The sequence below is a fragment of the Mycobacterium sp. 852014-50255_SCH5639931 genome (genome assembly GCF_001665605.1).
Lineage (GTDB): Bacteria > Actinomycetota > Actinomycetes > Mycobacteriales > Mycobacteriaceae > Mycobacterium > Mycobacterium paraffinicum.
Genome location: NZ_LZSV01000017.1, coordinates 215,481 through 240,750 on the forward strand (window position 1 = coordinate 215,481; position 25,270 = coordinate 240,750).

A 25,270-nucleotide genomic window follows, 5' to 3' on the forward strand; every position below is an offset into this window, starting at 1 on the left:
GTGGTCCCGGTTCTCGTGAGTCGCACGAGGTGCTGGAAGGATGCATCTTGGCTGATTCCCGCCAGAGCAAAACGGATCGCCCACAAAGTTCCTCTAATGGAAGTTCCTTAAACGGCTCCGTACCCGGAGCGCCCAACCGAGTTTCCTTCGCCAAGCTCCGCGAACCGCTCGAGGTTCCCGGCCTGCTCGACGTGCAGATCGACTCCTTCGAGTGGTTGATCGGCGCACCCCGTTGGCGCGAGGCCGCGGCCGCCCGCGGCGACGTCAAGCCGGTGGGTGGTCTCGAGGAGGTGCTCGACGAGCTCTCCCCGATCGAGGACTTCTCCGGCTCGATGTCGCTGTCGTTCTCCGACCCCCGCTTCGACGAGGTCAAGGCGCCGGTCGACGAGTGCAAAGACAAGGACATGACGTACGCGGCCCCGCTGTTCGTCACGGCCGAGTTCATCAACAACAACACCGGCGAGATCAAGAGCCAGACGGTGTTCATGGGCGACTTCCCGATGATGACCGAGAAGGGCACCTTCATCATCAACGGGACCGAGCGCGTGGTCGTCAGCCAGCTGGTGCGCTCGCCCGGCGTGTACTTCGACGAGAGCATCGACAAGTCCACCGAGAAGCTGCTGCACAGCGTCAAGGTGATCCCCAGCCGCGGCGCGTGGCTGGAGTTCGACGTTGACAAGCGCGACACCGTCGGCGTGCGCATCGACCGCAAGCGCCGCCAGCCCGTCACCGTGCTGCTCAAGGCGCTCGGCTGGACCAACGAGCGGATCCACGAGCGGTTCGGCTTCTCCGAGATCATGATGGGCACGCTGGAGAAGGACAACACCGCCGGCACCGACGAGGCGCTGCTGGACATCTACCGCAAGCTGCGTCCGGGCGAACCGCCGACCAAGGAGTCCGCGCAGACGCTGCTGGAGAACCTGTTCTTCAAGGAGAAGCGCTACGACCTGGCCCGTGTCGGCCGCTACAAGGTCAACAAGAAGCTGGGCCTGCACGCCGGTGAGCCGATCACGTCGTCGACGCTGACCGAGGAAGACGTCGTCGCGACCATCGAGTACCTGGTGCGCCTGCACGAGGGTCAGGCCACGATGACCGTCCCGGGCGGCATCGAGGTACCGGTGGAAACCGACGACATCGACCACTTCGGCAATCGCCGGCTGCGTACTGTCGGCGAGTTGATCCAGAACCAGATCCGGGTAGGCATGTCCCGGATGGAGCGGGTCGTCCGCGAGCGGATGACCACCCAGGACGTCGAGGCGATCACGCCGCAGACGCTGATCAACATCCGGCCGGTGGTCGCCGCCATCAAGGAGTTCTTCGGCACCAGCCAGCTCTCCCAGTTCATGGACCAGAACAACCCGCTGTCGGGTCTCACCCACAAGCGCCGCCTGTCGGCGCTGGGCCCGGGTGGTCTGTCCCGTGAGCGGGCCGGCCTGGAGGTCCGCGACGTGCACCCGTCGCACTACGGCCGGATGTGCCCGATCGAGACCCCGGAGGGTCCCAACATCGGCCTGATCGGCTCGCTGTCGGTGTACGCGCGGGTCAACCCGTTCGGCTTCATCGAGACGCCGTACCGCAAGGTGGTCGACGGTGTGGTCACCGACGAGATCCACTACCTGACCGCCGACGAGGAGGACCGCCACGTCGTGGCGCAGGCCAACTCGCCGATCGACGACAGCGGCCGGTTCGAAGAGTCGCGCGTTCTGGTTCGCCGCAAGGCGGGCGAGGTCGAGTACGTGCCGTCGTCCGAGGTGGACTACATGGACGTCTCGCCGCGCCAGATGGTGTCGGTGGCCACGGCCATGATTCCGTTCCTCGAGCACGACGACGCCAACCGTGCCCTGATGGGCGCCAACATGCAGCGCCAGGCGGTTCCGCTGGTGCGCAGCGAGGCGCCGCTGGTGGGCACCGGCATGGAGCTGCGCGCCGCGATCGACGCCGGCGACGTCGTCGTCGCGGACAAGGCCGGGGTGATCGAGGAGGTCTCCGCGGACTACATCACCGTGATGGCCGACGACGGCACCCGGCACACCTACCGGATGCGCAAGTTCGAGCGCTCCAACCACGGCACGTGCGCCAACCAGTCGCCGATCGTGGACGCCGCGGACCGGGTCGAGGCCGGCCAGGTCATCGCCGACGGTCCGTGCACCGAGAACGGTGAGATGGCGCTGGGCAAGAACCTGCTCGTGGCGATCATGCCGTGGGAGGGCCACAACTACGAGGACGCGATCATCCTCTCCAACCGCCTGGTCGAAGAGGACGTGCTCACCTCGATCCACATCGAGGAGCACGAGATCGACGCCCGCGACACCAAGCTGGGCGCCGAGGAGATCACCCGGGACATCCCGAACGTCTCCGACGAGGTGCTGGCTGACCTCGACGAGCGCGGCATCGTCCGCATCGGCGCCGAGGTCCGCGACGGCGACATCCTGGTCGGCAAGGTCACCCCGAAGGGGGAGACCGAGCTGACCCCGGAGGAGCGGCTGCTGCGGGCGATCTTCGGTGAGAAGGCCCGTGAGGTCCGCGACACCTCGCTGAAGGTGCCACACGGCGAGTCCGGCAAGGTCATCGGCATCCGGGTGTTCTCCCGCGAGGACGACGACGAGCTGCCCGCCGGTGTCAACGAGCTGGTGCGCGTCTACGTGGCCCAGAAGCGGAAGATCTCCGACGGCGACAAGCTCGCCGGCCGGCACGGGAACAAGGGCGTGATCGGCAAGATCCTGCCCGTCGAGGACATGCCGTTCATGCCGGACGGCACGCCGGTGGACATCATCCTGAACACCCACGGTGTGCCGCGACGGATGAACATCGGCCAGATCCTGGAGACCCACCTCGGGTGGGTGGCCAAGTCCGGCTGGAACATCGAGGGTTCGCCCGACTGGGCGGCCAACCTGCCCAAGGCACTGCAGAGCGCGGAGCCCAACGCCATCGTCTCGACGCCGGTGTTCGACGGCGCCCGGGAGGCGGAGCTGCAGGGGCTGCTGTCCTGCACGCTGCCCAACCGGGACAACGAGGTGATGGTGAACGGCGACGGCAAGGCGGTGCTCTTCGACGGCCGCAGTGGTGAACCGTTCCCGTACCCGGTGACGGTCGGCTTCATGTACATCATGAAGCTGCACCACCTGGTGGACGACAAGATCCACGCCCGCTCCACCGGTCCGTACTCGATGATCACCCAGCAGCCGCTGGGTGGTAAGGCGCAGTTCGGTGGCCAGCGGTTCGGTGAGATGGAGTGCTGGGCCATGCAGGCCTACGGCGCCGCGTACACGCTGCAGGAGCTGTTGACCATCAAGTCCGACGACACCGTCGGCCGGGTCAAGGTGTACGAGGCGATCGTCAAGGGCGAGAACATCCCCGAGCCGGGCATCCCGGAGTCGTTCAAGGTGCTGCTCAAGGAGCTGCAGTCGCTTTGTCTGAACGTCGAGGTGCTCTCGTCGGACGGCGCGGCGATCGAATTGCGCGAAGGCGAGGACGAGGACCTCGAGCGGGCTGCGGCCAACTTGGGAATCAACCTGTCCCGCAACGAATCCGCGTCCGTTGAGGACCTGGCTTAATCACTTTTAGTTACTAAAACCCGCAAGGGGAAAGGAAGTTACGTGCTCGACGTCAACTTCTTCGATGAACTCCGTATCGGCCTCGCCACCGCGGAGGACATCAGGCAATGGTCTTACGGCGAGGTCAAGAAGCCGGAGACGATCAACTACCGCACGCTGAAGCCTGAGAAGGACGGCCTGTTCTGCGAGAAGATCTTCGGACCGACTCGCGACTGGGAGTGCTACTGCGGCAAGTACAAGCGCGTCCGCTTCAAGGGCATCATCTGTGAGCGCTGCGGCGTCGAGGTGACCCGCGCCAAGGTCCGCCGCGAGCGGATGGGCCACATCGAGCTTGCCGCGCCCGTCACGCACATCTGGTACTTCAAGGGTGTGCCGAGCCGGCTCGGTTACCTGCTCGACCTGGCCCCGAAGGATCTCGAGAAGATCATCTACTTCGCGGCGTACGTGATCACGTCGGTCGACGACGAGATGCGGCACAACGAGCTGTCCACGCTCGAGGCCGAAATGATGGTGGAGCGCAAGGCCGTTGAGGACCAGCGCGATGCCGACCTGGAGGCCCGCGCGCAGAAGCTCGAGGCCGACCTGGCCGAGCTGGAGGCCGAGGGCGCCAAGGCCGACGCCCGCCGCAAGGTGCGCGACGGCGGCGAGCGGGAGATGCGCCAGCTCCGTGACCGGGCCCAGCGTGAGCTGGACCGGCTGGAGGATATCTGGAGCACCTTCACCAAGCTGGCCCCCAAGCAGCTGATCGTCGACGAGAACCTCTACCGCGAGCTCGTCGACCGCTACGGTGAGTACTTCACCGGCGCCATGGGCGCGGAGTCGATCCAGAAGCTCATCGAGAACTTCGACATCGACGCCGAGGCCGACATCCTGCGTGACGTCATCCGAAACGGCAAGGGGCAGAAGAAGCTTCGCGCCCTCAAGCGGCTGAAGGTGGTCGCCGCCTTCCAGCAGTCGGGCAACTCGCCGATGGGCATGGTGCTCGACGCGGTGCCGGTCATCCCGCCGGAGCTGCGTCCGATGGTGCAGCTCGACGGTGGCCGGTTCGCCACGTCCGACCTGAATGACCTGTACCGCCGCGTGATCAACCGCAACAACCGCCTCAAGAGGCTGATCGACCTCGGTGCGCCCGAGATCATCGTCAACAACGAGAAGCGGATGCTGCAGGAGTCCGTCGACGCGCTGTTCGACAACGGCCGTCGTGGTCGTCCCGTCACCGGGCCGGGCAACCGTCCGCTCAAGTCCCTGTCGGATCTGCTGAAGGGCAAGCAGGGTCGGTTCCGCCAGAACCTGCTCGGTAAGCGCGTCGACTACTCGGGCCGTTCGGTCATCGTGGTCGGCCCGCAGCTCAAGCTGCACCAGTGTGGCCTGCCCAAGCTGATGGCGCTGGAGCTGTTCAAGCCGTTCGTGATGAAGCGGCTTGTCGACCTCAACCACGCGCAGAACATCAAGAGCGCCAAACGCATGGTGGAGCGGCAGCGTCCCCAGGTGTGGGACGTCCTCGAAGAGGTCATCGCCGAGCACCCGGTGCTGCTGAACCGCGCACCCACCCTGCACCGGCTGGGCATCCAGGCCTTTGAGCCGATGCTGGTGGAAGGCAAGGCGATTCAGCTGCACCCGTTGGTGTGTGAGGCGTTCAACGCCGACTTCGACGGCGACCAGATGGCGGTGCATCTGCCGCTGAGCGCGGAGGCCCAGGCCGAGGCGCGCATCCTGATGCTGTCGAGTAACAACATCCTGTCGCCCGCGTCCGGACGTCCCCTGGCCATGCCGCGTCTGGACATGGTGACCGGGCTGTACTTCCTCACCACCGAGGTGGACGGCGACAAGGGCGAATTCCGTGCGGCCGCCAAGGATCAGCCGGAGGTCGGCGTGTACTCCTCGCCGGCCGAGGCGATCATGGCCGCCGACCGCGGCGTGCTGTCGGTGCGGGCCAAGATCAAGGTGCGACTGACGCAGCTGCGTCCGCCCGCCGAGATCGAGGCCGAGCTGTTCGGTGCCAACGGCTGGCAGCCGGGCGATGCCTGGATGGCCGAGACCACGCTGGGCCGGGTGCTGTTCAACGAGCTGCTGCCGGTGGGCTACGCGTTCGTGAACAAGCAGATGCACAAGAAGGTGCAGGCCGCCATCATCAACGACCTGGCCGAGCGCTACCCGATGATCGTGGTCGCGCAGACCGTCGACAAGCTCAAGGACGCCGGCTTCTACTGGGCGACCCGCAGCGGTGTCACCGTGTCGATGGCCGACGTGCTGGTTCCGCCCCGCAAAAAGGAGATCCTCGACCATTACGAGGAGCGGGCCGAGAAGGTCGAAAAGCAGTTCCAGCGCGGCGCTTTGAACCACGACGAGCGCAACGAGGCACTGGTGGAGATCTGGAAGGAAGCCACCGACGAGGTCGGTCAGGCGCTGCGGGAGCACTACCCGGCCGACAACCCGATCATCACGATCGTCGACTCGGGTGCCACGGGTAACTTCACCCAGACCCGAACGCTGGCCGGCATGAAGGGCCTGGTGACCAACCCGAAGGGTGAGTTCATCCCGCGTCCGGTCAAGTCCTCGTTCCGTGAGGGCCTGACCGTGCTGGAGTACTTCATCAACACGCACGGCGCTCGAAAGGGCCTGGCGGACACCGCGTTGCGTACCGCCGACTCGGGTTACCTGACCCGTCGTCTGGTGGACGTCAGCCAGGACGTCATTGTCCGTGAGCACGACTGCGAGACCGAGCGCGGCATCCTCGTCGAGCTGGCCGAGCGTCAGCCCGACGGCACCCTGATCCGCGACCCGTACATCGAAACATCGGCGTACGCACGGACTCTGGGTGCCGACGCGGTCGACGAGGCCGGCAACGTCGTCGTGCGCCGCGGTGAGGACCTGGGTGACCCGGAGATCGACGCCCTGCTGGCGGCCGGCATCACGCAGGTCAAGGTGCGCTCGGTGCTGACCTGTACCACCGGCACCGGCGTGTGCGCGACCTGCTACGGGCGGTCCATGGCCACCGGAAAACTGGTCGACATCGGCGAGGCCGTCGGTATCGTCGCCGCCCAGTCCATCGGTGAGCCCGGCACGCAGCTGACCATGCGTACCTTCCACCAGGGTGGTGTCGGTGAGGACATCACCGGCGGTCTGCCCCGGGTGCAAGAGCTGTTCGAGGCCCGCGTCCCGCGCGGTAAGGCGCCGATCGCCGACCTCACCGGGCGGATCCGCCTCGAGGAGGGTGAGCGCTTCTACAAGATCACCGTCATTCCCGACGACGGGAGCGAGGAGGTCGTCTACGACAAGCTCTCCAAGCGGCAGCGGTTGCGGGTGTTCAAACACGACGACGGTTCCGAGCGGGTGCTTTCCGACGGCGACCACGTCGAGGTGGGCCAGCAGCTGATGGAGGGCTCGGCCGACCCGCACGAGGTGCTGCGCGTGCAGGGCCCCCGCGAGGTGCAGATTCACCTGGTCCGCGAGGTCCAGGAGGTCTACCGGGCCCAGGGTGTGTCGATCCACGACAAGCACATCGAGGTGATCGTGCGCCAGATGCTGCGCCGCGTCACCATCATCGACTCGGGTGCGACGGAGTTCCTGCCCGGCTCGCTGATCGACCGCGCGGAGTTCGAGGCGGAAAACCGCCGGGTGGTGGCCGAGGGCGGCGAGCCCGCCGCCGGCCGTCCGGTGCTGATGGGTATCACGAAGGCGTCGCTGGCCACCGACTCGTGGCTGAGCGCGGCGTCCTTCCAGGAGACCACGCGCGTGCTGACCGACGCGGCGATCAACTGCCGCAGCGACAAGCTGCAGGGTCTGAAGGAGAACGTGATCATCGGAAAGCTGATCCCGGCCGGAACCGGCATCAACCGGTACCGCAACATCCAGGTGCAGCCGACCGAGGAGGCCCGGGCCGCCGCGTACACGATCCCGTCCTACGAGGATCAGTACTACAGCCCGGACTTCGGCCAGGCCACCGGCGCCGCGGTGCCGCTGGACGATTACGGTTACAGCGACTACCGCTAGTTCGACAAGAAAAGAGCCCCCGCCCGGTGCGGGGGCTCTTTTCTTGTTCGCGAGCAGACACAAAATCGCATGAATCTGGCTGCGCTGGTGCGAGTGTCTGCTCGTCAGTCGAAGCGGTCAACGGCGATGAGTTCGGCCAGCGGTCCAGGTCTACCTTCTGACTGTCGAAGACCTCAGGAGGAACGCGTGGCCCAATTGCTCAGGGTCCAGAATTTCATGTTGTCGCGCGATGGGTTCGGCGCCGGGCTCAACCAGTGTTTCGAGCGCCCCTTCGGCGACGCCGACCAAGGTGCCCTGTTCGCCTGGGTCGGCGCGACCGCGAGTTGGGTGGGCCGCAGCGAGCCCGGCGGTAGTCGCGGCCTCGACGACTACTTCACCCGCGACTTCACCAACAACATCGGCGCGGAGATCATGGGCCGCAACAAGTTCAGCCCGTACCGCGGCCGGTGGCAGGACCATCCCGACTGGCAGGGGTGGTGGGGTGACGAGCCGCCGTTCCACACCCCAGTGTTCGTCATGACGCACTACGACCGTCCGCCGTTGGCGCTGTCGGACACGACGTTCCACTTCGTCTCCGGAGATCCGATGAGCGTCCTGGATCAGGCGAAGATGGCCGCCGGCGGCAAGGACGTCCGGCTCGGCGGTGGCGCGAGCACCGTGCGCCGATTTCTGGACGCGGGCCTCGTCGACGCTCTTCACGTTGCGGTCGCGGAGGTGGAGATCGGCGCCGGATCGCGGCTCTGGGAGTCCCCCGAAGAGCTCGAGGACAGGTTCCACCACGAGGTGGTGCCCAGCGCCAGTGGGGTCACGCATCACTTGTTCTGGCGGCGATGACGGCCGCTCGCCAACTACACTGGCCGCGTGCTCATCGGTTCACACGTCCACAACGACGACCCGCTGGCCGCTGCGCAGGCGGATGGCGCCGACGCGGTGCAGTTCTTCCTGGGCAACCCGCAGAGCTGGAAGAAGCCCAAGCCGCGCGACGACGCCGAGGTGCTCAAGGCGTCCACCATCCCGCTGTACGTCCACGCGCCGTACCTGATCAACGTGGCATCGGCCAACAATCGCATCCGCATCCCGTCGCGCAAGATCCTGCAGGACACCTGCGACGCCGCCTCGGAGATCAACGCGACGGCCGTGATCGTGCACGGCGGCCATGCCGACGACGACGACATGGAGGCCGGCTTCGAACGCTGGGTCAAGGCGCTGGACTACCTGGAAACAGACGTGCAGGTGTACCTGGAGAACACCGCCGGCGGCGACCATGCGATGGCCCGCCACTTCGACACCATCGGCAGGTTGTGGGATCGCATCGGCGACAAGGGCATTGGATTCTGCCTGGACACCTGCCACGCGTGGGCCGCGGGTGAGGAGCTGATCGACGCGGTCGACAGGATCAAGGCCCTGACCGGACGCATCGACCTGGTGCACTGCAACGACTCGCGCGACGCCGCCGGCTCGGGTGCCGACCGGCACGCCAACTTCGGCACCGGCCAGATCGATCCCGAGCTGCTCGCCGCGGTCGTCAGGGCGGCCGACGCGCCCGTCATCTGCGAAACCGCAGACGAGGGCCGCAAGGACGACATCGCGTTCCTGCGGGAAAAGACCAGCGGCTGAGTTACGGCCTGTGCTCGGTAGGCTCGCGGCGCTTCTCGGGGTAGTCCTTCTGGCTGTGGGTTGTTCGCCGCTGAAACCTGAGCCGCCCTCGGGCTTCGTCACCGGCACCAGCTTGCACCACATCAATGTGGGCGGACACGATCGCAGCTATCGGCTCTATGAGCCCCCGGGAGCATCGGCTTCGGCGCCGCTCGTCGTGGTGCTGCACGGCTATTCCGGGAGCGCGAGGCAAGTCGAAAGGGATTACGGCTGGGATGCATTGGCCGATTCGGCCAAGTTCGTCGTCGCCTACCCGGATGGGCTAGACCGGGCCTGGAACGTCGACGGGGAGGGCTGCTGCGGCCGGCCGGGCCGGGAGGGTGTCGACGACGTCGCCTTCGTCAGCGCGGCCGTCGCCGACATCGCCAAGCACGTCAGCACCGACCCCGCCCGCATCTATGTCAGCGGCATGAGCAACGGCGGCATCATGGCCTACACGCTGGCTTGCGCCACCGATATCTTCGCCGCGATCGGTCCGGTGGCCGGCACGCAGCTGAACCGCTGCCCCAACCCGCGTCCGATGTCGATCATGCACATCCACGGCACCGCGGATCGGCTGGTGCCCTACGGCGGCGGGCAGGGTTTCAGCGTCATCAACGGGCCCTCGGTACCCGACGTGAATGCGTTCTGGCGCAACGTCGATCAGTGCGCCGCCCCGGCCACCACGACGAATGGCCCCCTCACCACGTCGACGGCGGGATGCGCGGGCAGCCGCGGCGTCACGCTGATCACGATCGAGGCGGGCGGCCACGAGTGGCCCCCGTTCGCCGCGCGTACGCTGTGGGAATTCTTCGCCGCGCACCCACGGTAAAGCCCTATTACACCTCTTGTGCGGCTGTCGGAAAAATGTAACATGAGTGTCATGTCGGATACGCATGTCGTCACCAATCAGGTCCCTCCGCTGGAGAACTACAACCCCGCGACGTCCGCAGTGCTCGTCGAGGCCCTGATCCGCGAGGGCGGGGAATGGGGCTCAGAAGAGGTGAACGAGGTGGGCGCGATCGCGGGTGGCCGCGAAGCGCAGCGGTGGGGCGAGCTCGCCGACCGCAACCGGCCCATCCTGCACACCCACGACAAGTACGGCCACCGGGTCGACGAGGTCGAGTACGACCCGGCCTACCACGAGCTGATGCGCACGGCGATCGCCACCGGCATCCACGCCGCACCGTGGGCCGACGACCGCCCGGGCGCGCACGTGGTGCGCGCGGCGAAGATGTCGGTCTGGAACGTCGAGCCCGGCCACACCTGCCCGATCTCGATGACCTACGCCGTCGTTCCCGCGCTGCGCTACAACCCGGAGCTCGCGGCGGTCTACGAGCCCCTGCTGACCAGCCGTGACTACGATCCCGAACTCAAGCTGGCCACCACCAAGCGCGGCATCACCGCCGGCATGTCGATGACCGAGAAGCAGGGCGGATCCGACGTGCGCGCCGGCACCACGCAGGCGACCCCGAACGGCGATGGCAGCTACAGCCTGACCGGCCACAAGTGGTTCACCTCGGCGCCGATGTGCGACATCTTTCTTGTCCTCGCGCAGGCCCCGGGCGGGCTGTCGTGCTTCCTGCTGCCGCGGGTGCTGCCCGACGGCACCCGCAACCGAATGTTCCTGCAGCGGCTGAAGGACAAGCTCGGCAACCACGCCAACGCGTCGAGTGAGGTCGAATACTCTCGTGCGACCGCGTGGCTGGTGGGCGAGGAGGGCCGCGGCGTACGCACCATCATCGAGATGGTCAACCTGACCCGGCTGGACTGCACCCTGGGCAGCGCCACCAGCATGCGCACCGGATTGACCCGCGCCATCCACCACACCCAGCACCGAAAGGCGTTCGGCGCCTACCTGATCGACCAGCCGCTGATGCGCAACGTGCTGGCCGACCTGGCCGTGGAGGCCGAGGCCGCGACCATCGTCGCGATGCGGATGGCCGGCGCCACCGACAAGGCGTTGCGCGGCGACGACCAGGAGGCGCTGCTGCGCCGCATCGGCCTGGCGGCCAGCAAGTACTGGGTGTGCAAGCGCGCCACCCCGCACGCCGCCGAAGCGCTGGAATGCCTGGGCGGCAACGGCTATGTCGAGGACTCGGGCATGCCGCGGCTGTTCCGCGAGGCGCCGCTGATGGGCATCTGGGAGGGCTCGGGCAACGTCAGCGCGCTGGACACGTTGCGCGCCATGGCCACTCGGCCCGAATGCGTCGAGGTGCTGTTCACCGAACTGGCCGAAAGCGCCGGCGCGGACCCGCGACTCGGCGGTCATGTCGAGCGCCTGCGGCAGGACCTGTCCGACCTGGACACCATCGCGCACCGGGCCCGCAAGGTGGCCGAGGACATCTGTCTGGCGCTGCAGGGCTCGCTGCTGGTGCGCCACGGCCACCCCGCCGTCGCCGAGGCCTTCCTGACCACCCGGCTCGACCGCCAGTGGGGTGGGGCCTACGGCACCATGCCCGCCGGCCTGGACCTGGCCCCGATCCTCGAGCGTGCCCTGGTCAAGGGCTGAGTCCCAATATGACTCACGCGATCAGGCCGGTCGACTTCGACAACCTGAAGACCATGACCTACGAGGTCACCGACCGGGTTGCCCGGATCACCTTCAACCGGCCGGAGAAGGGCAACGCGATCGTCGCGGACACCCCGCTGGAGCTCTCGGCGCTGGTCGAGCGCGCCGACCTCGACCCCAATGTGCACGTCATCCTGGTGTCCGGCCGCGGCGAGGGGTTCTGCGCGGGCTTCGACCTGAGCGCCTACGCCGACCGCACCGGCTCGGCCGGCGGGACCGGGGCCTATGCGGGCACCGTACTGAGCGGAAAAACCCAGGCGGTCAACCACTTACCCGACCAGCCCTGGGACCCGATGATCGACTACCAGATGATGAGCCGGTTCGTGCGCGGTTTCTCCAGCCTGATGCACGCCGACAAGCCGACGGTGGTCAAGATCCACGGTTACTGCGTGGCCGGGGGCACCGACATCGCGCTGCATGCCGACCAGGTGATCGCCGCCGCCGACGCCAAGATCGGCTACCCGCCCACGCGGGTGTGGGGCGTCCCGGCGGCCGGGCTGTGGGCGCACCGGCTCGGCGACCAGCGCGCCAAGCGCCTGCTGTTCACCGGTGATTGCATCACCGGCGCGCAGGCCGCCGAATGGGGCCTGGCGGTCGAGGCGCCGGATCCGGCGGACCTCGACGAGCGCACCGAACGGCTCGTGCAGCGGATCGCCGCGGTGCCCGTCAACCAGCTGATGATGGTCAAGCTCGCGCTGAATTCGGCTCTGCTGCAACAGGGTGTGGCCACCAGCAGGATGGTCAGCACCGTGTTCGACGGCGTTGCCCGGCACACCCCGGAAGGGCACGCCTTCGTCGCCGACGCCGTGGAGCACGGCTTCCGGGACGCGGTGCGGCATCGCGACGAACCCTTCGGTGACTACGGCCGCCGCGCGTCACAGGTGTAACCCATGCCCACCATGACGGCCCGGTCGGTGGTGCTCAGCGTCCTGCTGGGGGCCCACCCGGCGTGCGCCAGCGCGAGTGAATTGGTCAAGCTCACTGCCGATTTCGGCATCAAAGAGACCACCCTGCGGGTGGCGCTGACCCGCATGGTGGGTGGGGGCGACCTGATCCGCTCCGCCGACGGCTACCGGCTCTCGGATCGCCTGCTGGCCCGCCAGCGGCGGCAGGACGACGCCATCAACCCGCGAGTCCGGCCGTGGCGCGGGGAGTGGATCACGCTGATCGTGACCAGCGTGGGCGGCGACGCACGCACCCGGGCGACGCTCCGAAATGCCTTGCACGCCAAGCGATTCGGCGAACTGCGCGAAGGCGTCTGGATGCGACCCGACAACCTCGAGCTCGACCTCGACCCAGAGATCGACGCCCGCGTGCGCGTCCTGCGGGCACGCGACGACGATCCCGCCCAGTTGGCCGCCCAGCTGTGGGACCTGCCGGCCTGGGCCCGGGCCGGCAGCCGCATGCTCGACGAGATGGCCACCGCGCCAGACATTCCCGGCCGTTTCGTGGTCGCGGCGGCGACGGTGCGGCACCTGCTGACCGACCCGGTGCTGCCCGACGAACTGCTGCCGGACGACTGGCCCGGCGCCCGGCTGCGCGCGGCTTACCACGACTTCGCCACCGAGTTGCTCGAGCGGCGCGAACCACTATTTGCGGAGGCAAAATGAACGATCCGGTGCGTATCGAACGCAACGGCCCGGTGACGACGGTGGTCCTGAACCGCCCGGCGGCGCGCAACGCGGTCAACGGCCCCACCGCCGCGGCGCTGTACGCGGCGTTCGACGAATTCGACTGCGACGACACCGCGTCGGTCGCCGTCTTATGGGGAGACGGTGGAACATTCTGCGCCGGAGCCGATTTGAAGGCCTTCGGTACACCGGACGCGAACGCCGTGCACCGGACGGGCGCGGGCCCGATGGGTCCGACGCGGATGGTGTTGTCCAAACCCGTGATCGCCGCGGTGAGCGGCTACGCCGTCGCCGGGGGCCTGGAGTTGGCCCTCTGGTGCGACCTGCGGGTGGCCGAGGAGGACGCCGTGTTCGGGGTGTTCTGCCGCCGGTGGGGGGTGCCGCTGATCGATGGCGGCACCGTGCGGCTGCCGCGGCTGATCGGGCACAGCCGCGCGATGGACATGATTCTCACCGGCCGCGGCGTCAAGGCCGACGAAGCCCTCGCGATGGGGTTGGCTAACCGCGTCGTGCCCAATGGCCAGGCGCGGCAAGCGGCGGAGGAACTGGCCTCGCAACTGGCCGCGCTGCCGCAGCAGTGTCTGCGGTCCGACCGGCTTTCGGCGCTACATCAATGGGGGACAACGGAACCCGAGGCGCTCGACTTCGAATTCGCCAGCATCTCCCGCGTCGCCGCCGAGGCGAACGAGGGGGCCGGACGGTTCGCCGCGGGCGCGGGCCGGCACGGGGCACCCGCCGGCTAGCCGGCGCCTCGGGTCGGTCTCTTACGGCGCGAGCCTCACCCTGCCCGGCGGCGTGGGCGGCGTGGGCGGTGACTCCGGACCAGTGCCGGGAGGGCCGCCAGGCGCAGGAGCAGCAGGCGCCTCCTGTTGCGGTCCCGGTTGCGGTTCCTGCGCCGGGGGTGGTGGTTGTTGCCGTGGAGACGGCGTCGCGACCGGCGCGGGTGGCGTCAGGATCTGGGCTGTCGGCGGCGGCGGTGGCGGAAGTTGCGGTGGGTCCGGCTGGCCGGTTTCCCCCAAGGGGACCATGCGCACTGTCGATTGGGGCTCCCGAAGGTCGCTCCACGAACTGGCGGCGATGTACGGATTCGAGGTGCTCCGCGGCGTCGACTCGCTCGATCCGGGCACGGGATTCGCCATGGCCTGAAGGGAAGCAATCTTCGGTTGATCGTTGGGACAGTAGGCCTCGACTGCGGCGGAGATGAAGCGGGCAATGGTGCGGTTGACGCGGTCGGGAGGGTATTGGCCGCCACCGGAGTTGGCATTGAACGCCCGTTCCTTCATGTCGGCGACCACGCCGTCCACGGGCATTCCGCCATCGAGTTGGCGACAAATTCTGTGGGCTGTGGCGATGAGGCTCGGGACGTTCTCGAGCGCAGGGATTCCTTTCTGGTCGAGCAGCGCCACAAACTGATCGTCGGGGTTGGGGTCGGCCGCCGCTGCGCCGTGGGGCAGCATCGCGACGCCGGTCAGTACCACGATGGCCGTAACCAGTGCGCGGGCGTGGTTAGTGGTACGGGTGAGCATGGCTGGATTCCGTTCTGCTGGCAGAATCATATGCCCCGGATCTGCCCGCGGCACCTCGGCGGCGCGGCGTGCGGGTCAAACACCGCACGGCCGCAGAAGTAGCGGTGCCATTCGCCCCGGCCGCAACGCATCGGGGTATGAAAGTCGTTGTGGCGCAATGGCAACCTGCGTGCGCAAGCTACCTGATTGCCGGCTAGCCGCCCTTGGTGATGGTGTTGCCCGAACCCAGGTTGTCGACCTTGGGCTCACCGTCTTTGTAGGTGATGGTGTTGTTCAACCCGACCACGCTGATGCGGGTGTCCACCTTGTCCAGCGTGATCTTGTTGTCCGTGCCGCCAACGGTCACCGTCGCGCAGCTGCCGGTGACCGTCAGGGTGTTGTTGGAACCGCCCACGTTCAGCGACTTGCCGCTGGCGCAGTCAAGCGTCGCGGTGGTGCCCATCGATCCGTAGTTGAGCGTGTTGCCGATCTCGACCGACGCGGTGGTGCTCGCCCCGCTCGACCCCGTGGTGGGGGTCGCCCCGGCGCTCGTCGTCGTCGTGCTGCTCTTCGTTGTGGTCGTGGAACCGGCGGGCGGGTTGGCCGTCGAACTGCAACCGGCGATCAACACGGCCGCGACGGCCGGCACCACGGTGAGCGCGGTCAGCCCCGAGGGGCGGGCAAAGATGTGGGCGGACATTGTCTCTCGATTCCCCTCGATTTGGATGGCCTCAGGTTTGGATGGCGGTGTGGTGTCGGGCTCAGCCGGGCACCTGCTGGAGCCGGTTGGTCATGCCCAGCTCGCGGCCGCGGTCCCAGAGGAACGGCGCGCCGTTGTGGTAGAACACCGTCTGGTCGTAGCCGTAGACGGTGATGTCGTGTGAGACGGAGTCGGCGACGACGGTGTTCGACGAGCCCATCACCGTCACCGCGTAACAGTTGCCGAGCGCGGTGACGTTATTGAAGGAGCCGTTGACCAGCAGCGTGGCGTCGTTGCAGTCCAGCGTTTGCTGGATGCCCTGTCCGATGACATGGGTGTCGCCGTTTTTCGCGTGGGCCGCGGGAGCGGGGATTGCGGCGACGGTGATGACACAGGTTGCCAGCGACCCGGCGACGGTTGTCCAGTTCACTGCGGGCCCCCTCTTTGACGGGTGGATCTGCTCGATGAGATTACGTCCATCCGGTCGTGGCTGAAACGGTTTCGCGGTCGGCGTCAACTAGAGTCATTAGTTAAGCACCACGATCATCCCAAGCGAAGGGCCCCGCCATGGCAGCTCAGCCGGAAACGCCGTCGGCGGCCGGGCGCCCGCGCGCGGGACGAACCGGCTCGCGCCCGGCAAAGCTGAGCCGCGAAGGCATCATCGACGGCGCGCTCACCTTCCTGGACCGGGAGGGCTGGGACGCCCTCACCATCAACGCGCTGGCGATGCAGCTGGGCACGAAGGGGCCGTCGCTGTACAACCACGTGGACAGCCTGGAGGACCTGCGCCGCGCGGTGCGGATTCGCGTCATCGACGACATCATCACGATGCTGAACAGGGTCGGCGAGGGCCGCGCCCGCGACGACGCGGTGCTGGTCATGGCGGGCGCCTACCGCAGCTACGCCCATCACCACCCCGGCCGGTACTCGGCGTTCACCCGGATGCCGCTGGGTGGTGACGACCCCGAGTACACGGCGGCGACCCGAGGCGCCGCCGCGCCGGTGATCTCGGTGCTGTCCTCCTACGGTCTCGACGGCGAAGAGGCGTTCCACGCGGCCCTGGAGTTCTGGTCCGCGCTGCACGGCTTCGTGCTGCTGGAAATGACCGGTGTCATGGACGACATCGACACCGACGCGCTGTTCTCGGACATGGTGCTGCGGCTGGCGGCAGGTCTGGAACGGCGCGTCGCGCACGGTTAACCGCCGCTTTGACCTGCAAGACCGGCGGCGGGTATTGTGGAGGCTCGTGCCTGGCGGCTTACGGCGCCTAACCGTAAGGAAGTGGATGCCGGGCAAATTCGCATGTCCACGATGCATCGGATCTTCTCCGGTGCGCAGCGCGTGCGACACACCCGGCCGCGGGGTAGTGCGGCCGGACATAACTGCAGTACGAAGACTTGAGAACAGCCGACAGACGCACAACACGAACACAGAAAGCCGGTAGATGCCAACGATTCAGCAGCTGGTCCGCAAGGGTCGCCGCGACAAGATCGCCAAGGTCAAGACCGCGGCCCTGAAGGGCAGCCCGCAGCGCCGTGGCGTATGCACTCGCGTGTACACCACCACCCCGAAGAAGCCGAACTCGGCGCTTCGGAAGGTTGCGCGCGTGAAGCTGACGAGCCAGGTCGAGGTCACCGCCTACATCCCGGGCGAGGGCCACAACCTGCAGGAGCACTCGATGGTGCTGGTACGTGGTGGCCGAGTCAAGGACCTGCCCGGTGTGCGGTACAAGATCATCCGCGGCTCGCTCGACACCCAGGGGGTCAAGAACCGCAAGCAGGCCCGCAGCCGTTACGGCGCGAAGAAGGAGAAGAGCTGATGCCGCGCAAAGGGCCCGCGCCGAAGCGTCCGTTGGTCAACGACCCCGTCTACGGGTCGCAACTGGTCACCCAGCTGGTGAACAAAGTTCTCCTGCAGGGGAAGAAATCGCTGGCCGAGCGCATTGTTTATGGTGCGCTCGAGAACGCCCGGGACAAGACGGGCACCGATCCCGTGATCACGCTCAAGCGCGCTCTCGACAACGTCAAGCCCGCGCTGGAGGTGCGCAGTCGCCGGGTCGGCGGTGCGACCTACCAGGTGCCGGTCGAGGTCCGTCCGGACCGGTCCACCACGCTCGCGCTGCGCTGGCTTGTCAGCTTCTCGCGGCAACGCCGGGAGAAGACGATGGTCGAGCGGCTGGCGAACGAGATCCTGGACGCCAGCAACGGCCTGGGGGCCTCCGTCAAGCGGCGTGAGGACACCCACAAGATGGCCGAGGCCAACCGCGCGTTTGCGCATTATCGCTGGTGACAGCTTCCGGCGATGATGCCGGCGGCTAAATAGACAGCAACCAAGCAATCGAAAGAGTGGGAAGACTTCTGTGGCACAGAAGGACGTGCTGACCGACCTCACCAAGGTCCGCAACATCGGCATCATGGCGCACATCGACGCCGGCAAGACGACGACGACGGAGCGCATCCTCTACTACACCGGTATCAGCTACAAGATCGGTGAGGTCCACGATGGCGCCGCCACCATGGACTGGATGGAGCAGGAGCAGGAGCGGGGAATCACCATCACCTCCGCGGCCACCACCTGCTTCTGGAACGACAACCAGATCAACATCATCGACACCCCCGGGCACGTCGACTTCACCGTCGAGGTGGAGCGCAGCCTGCGCGTGCTCGACGGTGCCGTCGCCGTCTTCGACGGCAAGGAGGGCGTCGAGCCGCAGTCCGAGCAGGTGTGGCGCCAGGCCGACAAGTACGACGTGCCGCGGATCTGCTTCGTCAACAAGATGGACAAGATCGGCGCCGACTTCTACTTCTCGGTGCGCACGATGGAAGAGCGCTTGGGCGCCAACGTCATCCCGATCCAGCTGCCCGTCGGCTCGGAAGGTGACTTCGAGGGCGTCGTCGACCTGGTCGAGATGAAGGCCAAGGTGTGGAGCGCCGAGGCCAAGCTCGGCGAGAAGTACGACGTCGTCGACATCCCGGCCGACCTGCAGGAGAAGGCCGACGAGTACCGCACCAAGCTGCTCGAGGCCGTCGCGGAAACCGATGAGGCGCTGCTGGAGAAGTACGTCGGTGGCGAAGCGCTCACCGTCGACGAGATCAAGGGTGCGCTGCGCAAGCTCACCATCAACTCCGAGGCCTACCTCGTGCTGTGCGGCAGCGCGTTCAAGAACAAGGGCGTGCAGCCCATGCTGGACGCGGTCATCGACTACCTGCCTTCGCCGCTGGACGTGCCGCCTGCCGTCGGGCACGCGCCGGGCAAGGAGGACGTTGAGATCACGCGGAAGCCGTCGACCGACGAGCCGTTCTCCGCGCTGGCGTTCAAGGTCGCGACGCACCCGTTCTTCGGCAAGCTGACCTACGTCCGGGTGTACTCGGGCAAGGTCGACTCCGGCAGCCAGGTCATCAACGCCACCAAGGGCAAGAAGGAGCGGCTGGGCAAGCTGTTCCAGATGCACTCCAACAAGGAGAACCCGGTGGAGACCGCCTCGGCGGGGCACATCTACGCGGTGATCGGCCTGAAGGACACCACCACCGGTGACACCCTGAGCGACCCGAACGACCAGATCGTGCTGGAGTCGATGACCTTCCCCGACCCGGTCATCGAGGTGGCCATCGAGCCGAAGACCAAGAGCGACCAGGAGAAGCTGAGCCTGTCGATCCAGAAGCTCGCCGAGGAGGACCCGACCTTCAAGGTCCACCAGGACTCGGAGACCGGTCAGACCGTGATCGGTGGCATGGGCGAGTTGCACCTGGACATCCTGGTCGACCGCATGCGCCGCGAGTTCAAGGTCGAGGCCAACGTCGGCAAGCCGCAGGTCGCCTACAAGGAGACCATCAAGCGGGCCGTGGACAAGGTCGAGTTCACCCACAAGAAGCAGACCGGCGGTTCCGGCCAGTTCGCGAAGGTGCTGATCAGCCTCGAGCCGTTCCACGGCGAGGATGGCGCCACCTACGAGTTCGAGAACAAGGTCACAGGTGGCCGCATCCCGCGTGAGTACATCCCTTCGGTGGACGCCGGTGCGCAGGACGCCATGCAGTACGGCGTGCTGGCCGGCTACCCGCTGGTGAACTTGAAGGTCACCCTGCTCGACGGCGCCTTCCACGAGGTGGACTCGTCGGAGATGGCGTTCAAGATCGCCGGTTCCCAGGTGCTGAAGAAGGCTGCGCAGCAAGCCCAGCCGGTGATCCTGGAACCGATCATGGCCGTCGAGGTCACCACGCCCGAGGACTACATGGGCGACGTGATCGGCGACTTGAACTCCCGCCGTGGCCAGATCCAGGCCATGGAGGAGCGGAGCGGTGCACGCGTCGTCAAGGCGCACGTGCCGCTGTCGGAGATGTTCGGCTACGTCGGCGACCTGAGGTCCAAGACCCAAGGCCGGGCGAACTACTCCATGGTGTTCGACTCGTACGCCGAAGTGCCGGCGAACGTGTCGAAGGAGATCATCGCGAAGGCGACGGGTCAGTAAATATCGCCTCGGAGTAATCTTGCCGGGTCATTGCAAAGCCTTGGGCGCGGCACAACTGAAAACACCAACACTGCTTTAACGAGCACCAACAGTCCAGGAGGACAACGAAGTGGCGAAGGCGAAGTTCGAGCGGACGAAGCCGCACGTCAACATTGGGACCATCGGTCACGTTGACCACGGCAAGACGACGCTGACCGCGGCTATCACCAAGGTTCTGCACGACAAGTACCCGGACCTGAACGAGTCCCGCGCGTTCGACCAGATCGACAACGCTCCCGAGGAGCGTCAGCGCGGTATCACGATCAACATCTCCCACGTGGAGTACCAGACCGACAAGCGGCACTATGCCCACGTCGACGCCCCGGGTCACGCCGACTACATCAAGAACATGATCACCGGTGCGGCCCAGATGGACGGCGCGATCCTGGTGGTTGCCGCCACCGACGGCCCGATGCCGCAGACCCGCGAGCACGTGCTGCTCGCGCGTCAGGTCGGGGTGCCCTACATCCTGGTCGCGCTGAACAAGGCCGACATGGTCGACGACGAGGAGCTCCTCGAGCTCGTCGAGCTGGAGGTCCGCGAGCTGCTGGCCGCCCAGGAGTTCGACGAGGAGGCCCCGGTGATCCGGGTCTCGGCGCTCAAGGCGCTCGAGGGCGACGAGAAGTGGGTCAAGTCGGTCGAGGAGCTGATGGAGGCCGTCGACGAGTCGATCCCGGACCCGGTCCGCGAGACCGACAAGCCGTTCCTAATGCCCGTCGAGGACGTCTTCACGATCACCGGTCGTGGCACCGTGGTCACCGGTCGTGTCGAGCGCGGTGTGGTCAACGTGAACGAGGAAGTCGAGATCGTCGGCATCAAGCCGACCAGCACCAAGACCACTGTCACCGGTGTGGAGATGTTCCGCAAGCTGCTCGACCAGGGTCAGGCCGGCGACAACGTCGGACTGCTGTTGCGTGGCATCAAGCGCGAGGACGTCGAGCGCGGTCAGGTCGTCGTGAAGCCCGGCACCACCACGCCGCACACCGAGTTCGAGGGCAGCGTCTACATCCTGTCCAAGGACGAGGGCGGCCGGCACACGCCGTTCTTCAACAACTACCGTCCGCAGTTCTACTTCCGCACCACCGACGTGACCGGTGTGGTGACGCTGCCGGAGGGCACCGAAATGGTGATGCCCGGTGACAACACCAACATCTCGGTCAAGCTGATCCAGCCCGTCGCCATGGACGACGGTCTGCGGTTCGCGATCCGCGAGGGTGGCCGCACCGTCGGCGCCGGCCGGGTCGTCAAGATCATCAAGTAGGTCCAGTTCGCCGTAGAGCCCGGATCGTCGATTTCGGCGGTCCGGGCTTTACGCGTTTTCCGGGCCGGATGTTGACGATTCCGCTACGATTCCGGGACAAGGGAGTCGGGGGAAGATGGCCGGGAGGTTCGGATGTCCTTCGTATTCGCGACGCCCGAGTACGTCGCCGCCGCGGCGTCGGATTTAGCCAGGATCGGCTGGACGATCACGTCGGCGAACTCGATGGCGCTGGGGCCGACGTCGAGCGTGCTTGCCCCGGGTGCCGACGAGGTGTCGACCGGTATCGCGACGCTGTTCGACGCGCATTCTCAGGTCTACCAGGCGCTCAGCGCTCAGGCCGCCGTGTTTCACAACCAGTTCGTGCAGCTGATGAACGGCGGCGCGGCGCACTATCTCGCCACCGAGGCCGCCAACACCACGCCCCTGCAGTCCGCGGCGGCCCCCGCGTCGATGGCGGCGCAGCTGCCTGCGGTGACAGCCGCGGGCGGTTCGGCGCCGGGTGTGCCGGCGGGACCCCTGATGTCGGCGGTCGGGCCGGCCTCGGCGATCGCCGGTGCGCAGGCACCGGCCAGCCCGACGGTGGCCGCGGCCACCACGGGGCCGGCCGCGGTGGCCCCGGCCACCACATCGGCGACGCCGGTGCGGATGGTGACCCCCGCCTATACCCCGGCCACCACGCAGCCCGCGGCGCCGGCCCCGGCGCCGGTCAATCCGCTCGCGTCGACGCCGGCGCAGGTGGAGACACCGCAGGCCGCCGCGGCCCCGGCGATGCCGGTATCGACCGGCACGCCGGTCAAGATGGTGTCGGCCCATTCGCCCGCCGCGCCGACGTCGGCGGAGTCTTCTGCGCGCCCCGCGCCGGCACTGATACCCAAGGTGGACTGACGCCGGGCCGGTTTGCGTTTATGGCGCGCGCGGGGACATCGCGACAGCTAACCTGACACGAAAATCCCAGCAAGGGTAAGGAGACGCTCGTGTTGGCGCGCTATCTGAAGGCACAGTTGGTGGTTTTGCTGTGCGGCGGCCTGGTCGGGCCGATTTTCCTGATCGTCTACTTCACCCTCGGCCTGGGCAGCCTGCTGCAGTGGATGTTCTACGTCGGCCTGCTCATCACGGTGGCCGACGTGCTCATCGCGCTCGCGCTGGCCAACTACGGAGCGAAGTCCTCGGCCAAGACGGCGGAGCTCGAACAGAACGGGGTGCTGGCGCTCGCCCAAATCACCGGCGTCACCGAGACGGGGACGTGGATCAACAACCAGCAGGTGGTGAAGGTGAACCTGCACATCTCCGGGCCGGGTTTTCTGCCGTTCGACAGCGAAGACCGGGTGATCGCGAGCGTGACCCGGCTCGGCAACCTGAGCGCCCGCAAGGTGGTGGTGCTGGTCAACCCCAACACCAACGAGTACCGAATCGACTGGGAGCGAAGCGCGTTGGTCAACGGTCTGGTGCCGGCGCAGTTCACCGTGGCCGAGGACAACAGGACCTACGACCTGAGCGGGCAGGCCGGCCCGTTGATGGAGATCCTGCAGATTCTCAAGGCCAACAACGTTCCGCTCAACCGGATGGTCGACATCCGGTCGAACCCGGGGCTGCGCCAGCAGGTCCAGGCGGTGGTGCGCCGCGCGGCCGAACAACAGGCGCCGGCCGCGCAGGCCGCCCAGCCAGCCGCTGCCGCGGGCCCGGCACCGGTGGTGACGCCCCCGCAGCCGTCGATCGCTCAGCGGCTTCAGGAGCTCGAGACGTTGCGCGCCAGTGGCGCGCTGACCGACCAGGAGTACAACAGCCGGCGGGCCCAGATCATCTCCGAAATCTGATCGGCGGGCGAGTTAGAACAGGTTTCAGTTTCGCTGCTAGCCTGGCTGCGTGGCGGGACAAACTGGATCACTGCAGGGGCGAGTGGCTTTCATTACCGGCGCCGCCCGCGCCCAGGGCCGTTCGCACGCGGTGCGGCTGGCCCGGGAGGGCGCCGACATCATCGCGCTCGACATCTGCGCCCCGGCGTCAAAGAGCCTGACCTACACGCCGGCCACGCCGGAGGACCTCGGCGAGACCGTCCGCCTGGTGGAAGCCGAGGGCCGCAAGGTGCTGGCCCGTGAAGCGGACATCCGGGACGACGCCGCGCTGCGCCAACTGGTGGCCGACGGCGTCGAACAATTCGGACGGCTCGACATCGTGGTGGCCAACGCGGGAGTCCTGAGCTGGGGCCGGCTTTGGGAGCTGACCGATGAGCAGTGGGACACGGTGATCGGGGTCAACCTGACCGGCACCTGGCGCACACTGCGCGCCACCGTGCCCGCCATGATCGAAGCCGGCAACGGGGGCTCGATCGTGGTGGTCAGCTCGTCGGCGGGGCTGAAAGCCACTCCAGGCAACGGGCATTACTCGGCCAGCAAGCACGGACTCACCGCGCTGACGAACACCCTCGCCATCGAGCTCGGCGAATACAACATCCGGGTCAACTCCATCCACCCCTACTCGGTTGACACCCCGATGATCGAGCCGGAGGCGATGATGGAGATATTTGCCCGCCATCCCAGCTTCGTGCACAGCTTCCCCCCGATGCCCTTGCAGCCCAACGGCTTCATGACGCCAGATGAGGTGGCCGATGTCGTGGCGTGGCTAGCTGGCGACGGCTCTGGCACGGTGACCGGAACGCAGATCCCCGTGGACAAGGGCGCCTTGAAGTATTGACCAGCGATCGTGGTATGAACTCCACGTGACCGCTAGCAAAGGAATTGTGATCGTCGGTGGTGGTCTGGCCGCTGCCCGGACCGCCGAGCAACTGCGCCGATCCGAGTACGCCGGCCGCGTCACGATCATCAGCGACGAGGTGCACGTGCCCTACGATCGCCCGCCGCTGTCAAAAGAGGTGCTGCGCAAAGAGGTCGACGACGTGGCCCTCAAACCGCGCGAGTGGTACGACGAGAACGACATCACCCTGCGGCTCGGTGCGGCGGCAACCAGCCTGGACACCGGAGCCCAGACGGTGACGCTGGCCGACGGGTCCGTGATCGGCTACGACGAACTCGTCATCGCGACCGGCTTGGTGCCGCGACGCATCCCGACGCTGCCCGATCTAGCGGGCATCCGGGTGCTGCGCACCTTCGACGAGAGCATGGCGCTGCGTGAGCATGCCTCCGCGTGCCAGCGTGCCGTCGTCGTCGGCGCCGGCTTCATCGGCTGTGAGGTGGCGGCCAGCCTACGCAGCCTCGGGGTGGGCGTCGTGTTGGTTGAGCCGCAGCCGACGCCCCTGGCGTCGGTGCTCGGCGAGCGGATCGGCGAGCTGGTCGCGCGCCTGCACCGCGCGGAGGGGGTCGACGTGCGCCTCGGTGTCGGGGTGGCCGAAGTGCGCGGCGACGAGCGGGTGGACACCGTAATGCTGACCGACGGCACCGAGCTCGCCGCGGACCTGGTGGTCGTCGGCATCGGATCCCACCCCGCCACGGGCTGGCTCGAGGGCAGCGGCATCTACGTCGACAACGGCGTGCTCTGCGACGAGGCCGGACGGACCAGCGCGCCGAACGTGTGGGCGCTCGGTGACGTCGCCTCCTGGCGCGACGCGACGGGACATCAAGCGCGCGTGGAACATTGGAGCAACGTCGCTGACCAGACCCGCGTGGTGGTGCCCGCGATGCTGGGGCAGGAAGTCTCGTCGGCCGTGGTCGTTCCGTACTTCTGGAGCGACCAGTACGACGTCAAGATCCAATGCCTCGGAGAGCCCGAAGCCACCGACACCGTCCACCTCGTCGAAGACGACGGCCGCAAGTTCCTGGCCTATTACGAGCGCGACGGGGTGCTGGTCGGGGTGGTGGGCGGCGGGATGCCCGGCAAGGTCATGAAGGTGCGCGCCAAGATCGCAGCCGGCGCGCCCATCGCGGATGTGCTGGGCTGACTCCGGCGGAAGCAGCTGCGCCC

21 protein-coding genes are annotated in these 25,270 nt (G+C 67.1%); 18 read left to right on the top strand and 3 right to left on the bottom strand.

Annotation, left to right across the window (positions count from 1 at the left end; all coding sequences use genetic code 11):
• Positions 1 to 47: 47 nt before the first annotated feature.
• The 9 genes from A5758_RS10735 to A5758_RS10775 all read left to right on the top strand — a co-directional run bounded on the left by A5758_RS10735 (position 48) and on the right by A5758_RS10775 (position 14,128).
• Positions 48 to 3,554 carry a DNA-directed RNA polymerase subunit beta gene (locus tag A5758_RS10735; RefSeq protein WP_156622586.1) on the top strand — a complete coding sequence of 1,169 codons (3,507 nt, stop codon included), beginning with the start codon at positions 48 to 50 and terminating at the stop codon, positions 3,552 to 3,554.
• A 42-nt stretch (positions 3,555 to 3,596) separates the two neighbouring features.
• Complete coding sequence (locus tag A5758_RS10740) at positions 3,597 to 7,547, top strand: DNA-directed RNA polymerase subunit beta' (protein ID WP_067739733.1); 3,951 nt, start codon at positions 3,597 to 3,599, stop codon at positions 7,545 to 7,547.
• A 186-nt stretch (positions 7,548 to 7,733) separates the two neighbouring features.
• Complete coding sequence (locus tag A5758_RS10745; protein ID WP_067739736.1) at positions 7,734 to 8,381, top strand: dihydrofolate reductase family protein; 648 nt, start codon at positions 7,734 to 7,736, stop codon at positions 8,379 to 8,381.
• Between the two features lie 27 nt (positions 8,382 to 8,408).
• Entirely contained in the window at positions 8,409 to 9,164 is a 756-nt protein-coding gene (locus tag A5758_RS10750; protein ID WP_067739738.1) for a deoxyribonuclease IV, read from the top strand.
• Positions 9,165 to 9,174: 10 nt separating this feature from the next.
• The gene (locus tag A5758_RS10755; protein WP_067739740.1) at positions 9,175 to 10,014 is read left to right on the top strand and encodes a PHB depolymerase family esterase; all 840 of its coding nucleotides are present in this window, start codon (positions 9,175 to 9,177) and stop codon (positions 10,012 to 10,014) included.
• A 51-nt stretch (positions 10,015 to 10,065) separates the two neighbouring features.
• Positions 10,066 to 11,694 carry an acyl-CoA dehydrogenase family protein gene (locus A5758_RS10760; RefSeq protein WP_067739744.1) on the top strand — a complete coding sequence of 543 codons (1,629 nt, stop codon included), beginning with the start codon at positions 10,066 to 10,068 and terminating at the stop codon, positions 11,692 to 11,694.
• A gap of 8 nt (positions 11,695 to 11,702) precedes the next feature.
• A complete protein-coding gene (locus A5758_RS10765) occupies positions 11,703 to 12,641 on the top strand; it encodes a crotonase/enoyl-CoA hydratase family protein (protein ID WP_067211782.1) in 939 nt (312 codons plus the stop codon).
• A 3-nt stretch (positions 12,642 to 12,644) separates the two neighbouring features.
• The gene (locus A5758_RS10770; RefSeq protein WP_067739746.1) at positions 12,645 to 13,364 is read left to right on the top strand and encodes a PaaX family transcriptional regulator C-terminal domain-containing protein; all 720 of its coding nucleotides are present in this window, start codon (positions 12,645 to 12,647) and stop codon (positions 13,362 to 13,364) included.
• On the top strand, positions 13,361 to 14,128 hold the full coding sequence (locus A5758_RS10775) for a crotonase/enoyl-CoA hydratase family protein (protein ID WP_067739748.1): 768 nt from the start codon (positions 13,361 to 13,363) through the stop codon (positions 14,126 to 14,128). The genes A5758_RS10770 and A5758_RS10775 overlap by 4 nt, the downstream gene beginning before the upstream one ends.
• A 21-nt stretch (positions 14,129 to 14,149) precedes the next feature.
• Here the strand turns inward: A5758_RS10775 and A5758_RS25180 are convergent, their stop codons facing one another.
• The 3 genes from A5758_RS25180 to A5758_RS10790 form a co-directional block, all read right to left on the bottom strand.
• Positions 14,150 to 14,911 carry a DUF732 domain-containing protein gene (locus tag A5758_RS25180; RefSeq protein WP_082939652.1) on the bottom strand — a complete coding sequence of 254 codons (762 nt, stop codon included), beginning with the start codon at positions 14,909 to 14,911 and terminating at the stop codon, positions 14,150 to 14,152.
• Between the two features lie 193 nt (positions 14,912 to 15,104).
• Positions 15,105 to 15,590 carry a DUF3060 domain-containing protein gene (locus A5758_RS10785; RefSeq protein WP_067211794.1) on the bottom strand — a complete coding sequence of 162 codons (486 nt, stop codon included), beginning with the start codon at positions 15,588 to 15,590 and terminating at the stop codon, positions 15,105 to 15,107.
• A 61-nt stretch (positions 15,591 to 15,651) separates the two neighbouring features.
• A complete protein-coding gene (locus A5758_RS10790) occupies positions 15,652 to 16,020 on the bottom strand; it encodes a DUF3060 domain-containing protein (RefSeq protein ID WP_067211797.1) in 369 nt (122 codons plus the stop codon).
• Positions 16,021 to 16,157: 137 nt separating this feature from the next.
• On the opposite strand from A5758_RS10790, the gene A5758_RS10795 reads away from it, so the two are divergent.
• From A5758_RS10795 to A5758_RS10835, 9 genes are all read left to right on the top strand, one after another.
• Positions 16,158 to 16,790, top strand: coding sequence for a TetR/AcrR family transcriptional regulator (locus A5758_RS10795; protein WP_067211800.1), 633 nt, complete (start codon positions 16,158 to 16,160; stop codon positions 16,788 to 16,790).
• Positions 16,791 to 17,034: 244 nt separating this feature from the next.
• Complete coding sequence (rpsL, locus tag A5758_RS10800; protein ID WP_007167812.1) at positions 17,035 to 17,409, top strand: 30S ribosomal protein S12; 375 nt, start codon at positions 17,035 to 17,037, stop codon at positions 17,407 to 17,409.
• Positions 17,409 to 17,879, top strand: a complete 471-nt coding sequence (gene rpsG / locus A5758_RS10805; protein WP_007167813.1) for a 30S ribosomal protein S7 — start codon at positions 17,409 to 17,411, stop codon at positions 17,877 to 17,879. Before rpsL ends, rpsG begins: the two co-directional genes overlap by 1 nt.
• 70 nt (positions 17,880 to 17,949) lie before the next feature.
• Entirely contained in the window at positions 17,950 to 20,055 is a 2,106-nt protein-coding gene (gene fusA, locus A5758_RS10810; RefSeq protein WP_082939470.1) for an elongation factor G, read from the top strand.
• A gap of 109 nt (positions 20,056 to 20,164) precedes the next feature.
• The gene (gene tuf / locus A5758_RS10815; protein WP_067211802.1) at positions 20,165 to 21,355 is read left to right on the top strand and encodes an elongation factor Tu; all 1,191 of its coding nucleotides are present in this window, start codon (positions 20,165 to 20,167) and stop codon (positions 21,353 to 21,355) included.
• A 132-nt stretch (positions 21,356 to 21,487) separates the two neighbouring features.
• Complete coding sequence (locus A5758_RS25185; RefSeq protein WP_082939653.1) at positions 21,488 to 22,240, top strand: PE family protein; 753 nt, start codon at positions 21,488 to 21,490, stop codon at positions 22,238 to 22,240.
• 89 nt (positions 22,241 to 22,329) lie between these two features.
• Positions 22,330 to 23,169: an SHOCT domain-containing protein gene (locus A5758_RS10825; protein ID WP_067739753.1), complete on the top strand. Its 840-nt coding sequence runs from the start codon at positions 22,330 to 22,332 to the stop codon at positions 23,167 to 23,169.
• 49 nt (positions 23,170 to 23,218) lie between these two features.
• On the top strand, positions 23,219 to 24,046 hold the full coding sequence (locus tag A5758_RS10830; protein ID WP_067739755.1) for a mycofactocin-coupled SDR family oxidoreductase: 828 nt from the start codon (positions 23,219 to 23,221) through the stop codon (positions 24,044 to 24,046).
• On the top strand, positions 24,042 to 25,247 hold the full coding sequence (locus A5758_RS10835; RefSeq protein WP_156622587.1) for an NAD(P)/FAD-dependent oxidoreductase: 1,206 nt from the start codon (positions 24,042 to 24,044) through the stop codon (positions 25,245 to 25,247). The genes A5758_RS10830 and A5758_RS10835 overlap by 5 nt, the downstream gene beginning before the upstream one ends.
• Positions 25,248 to 25,270: the final 23 nt, after the last annotated feature.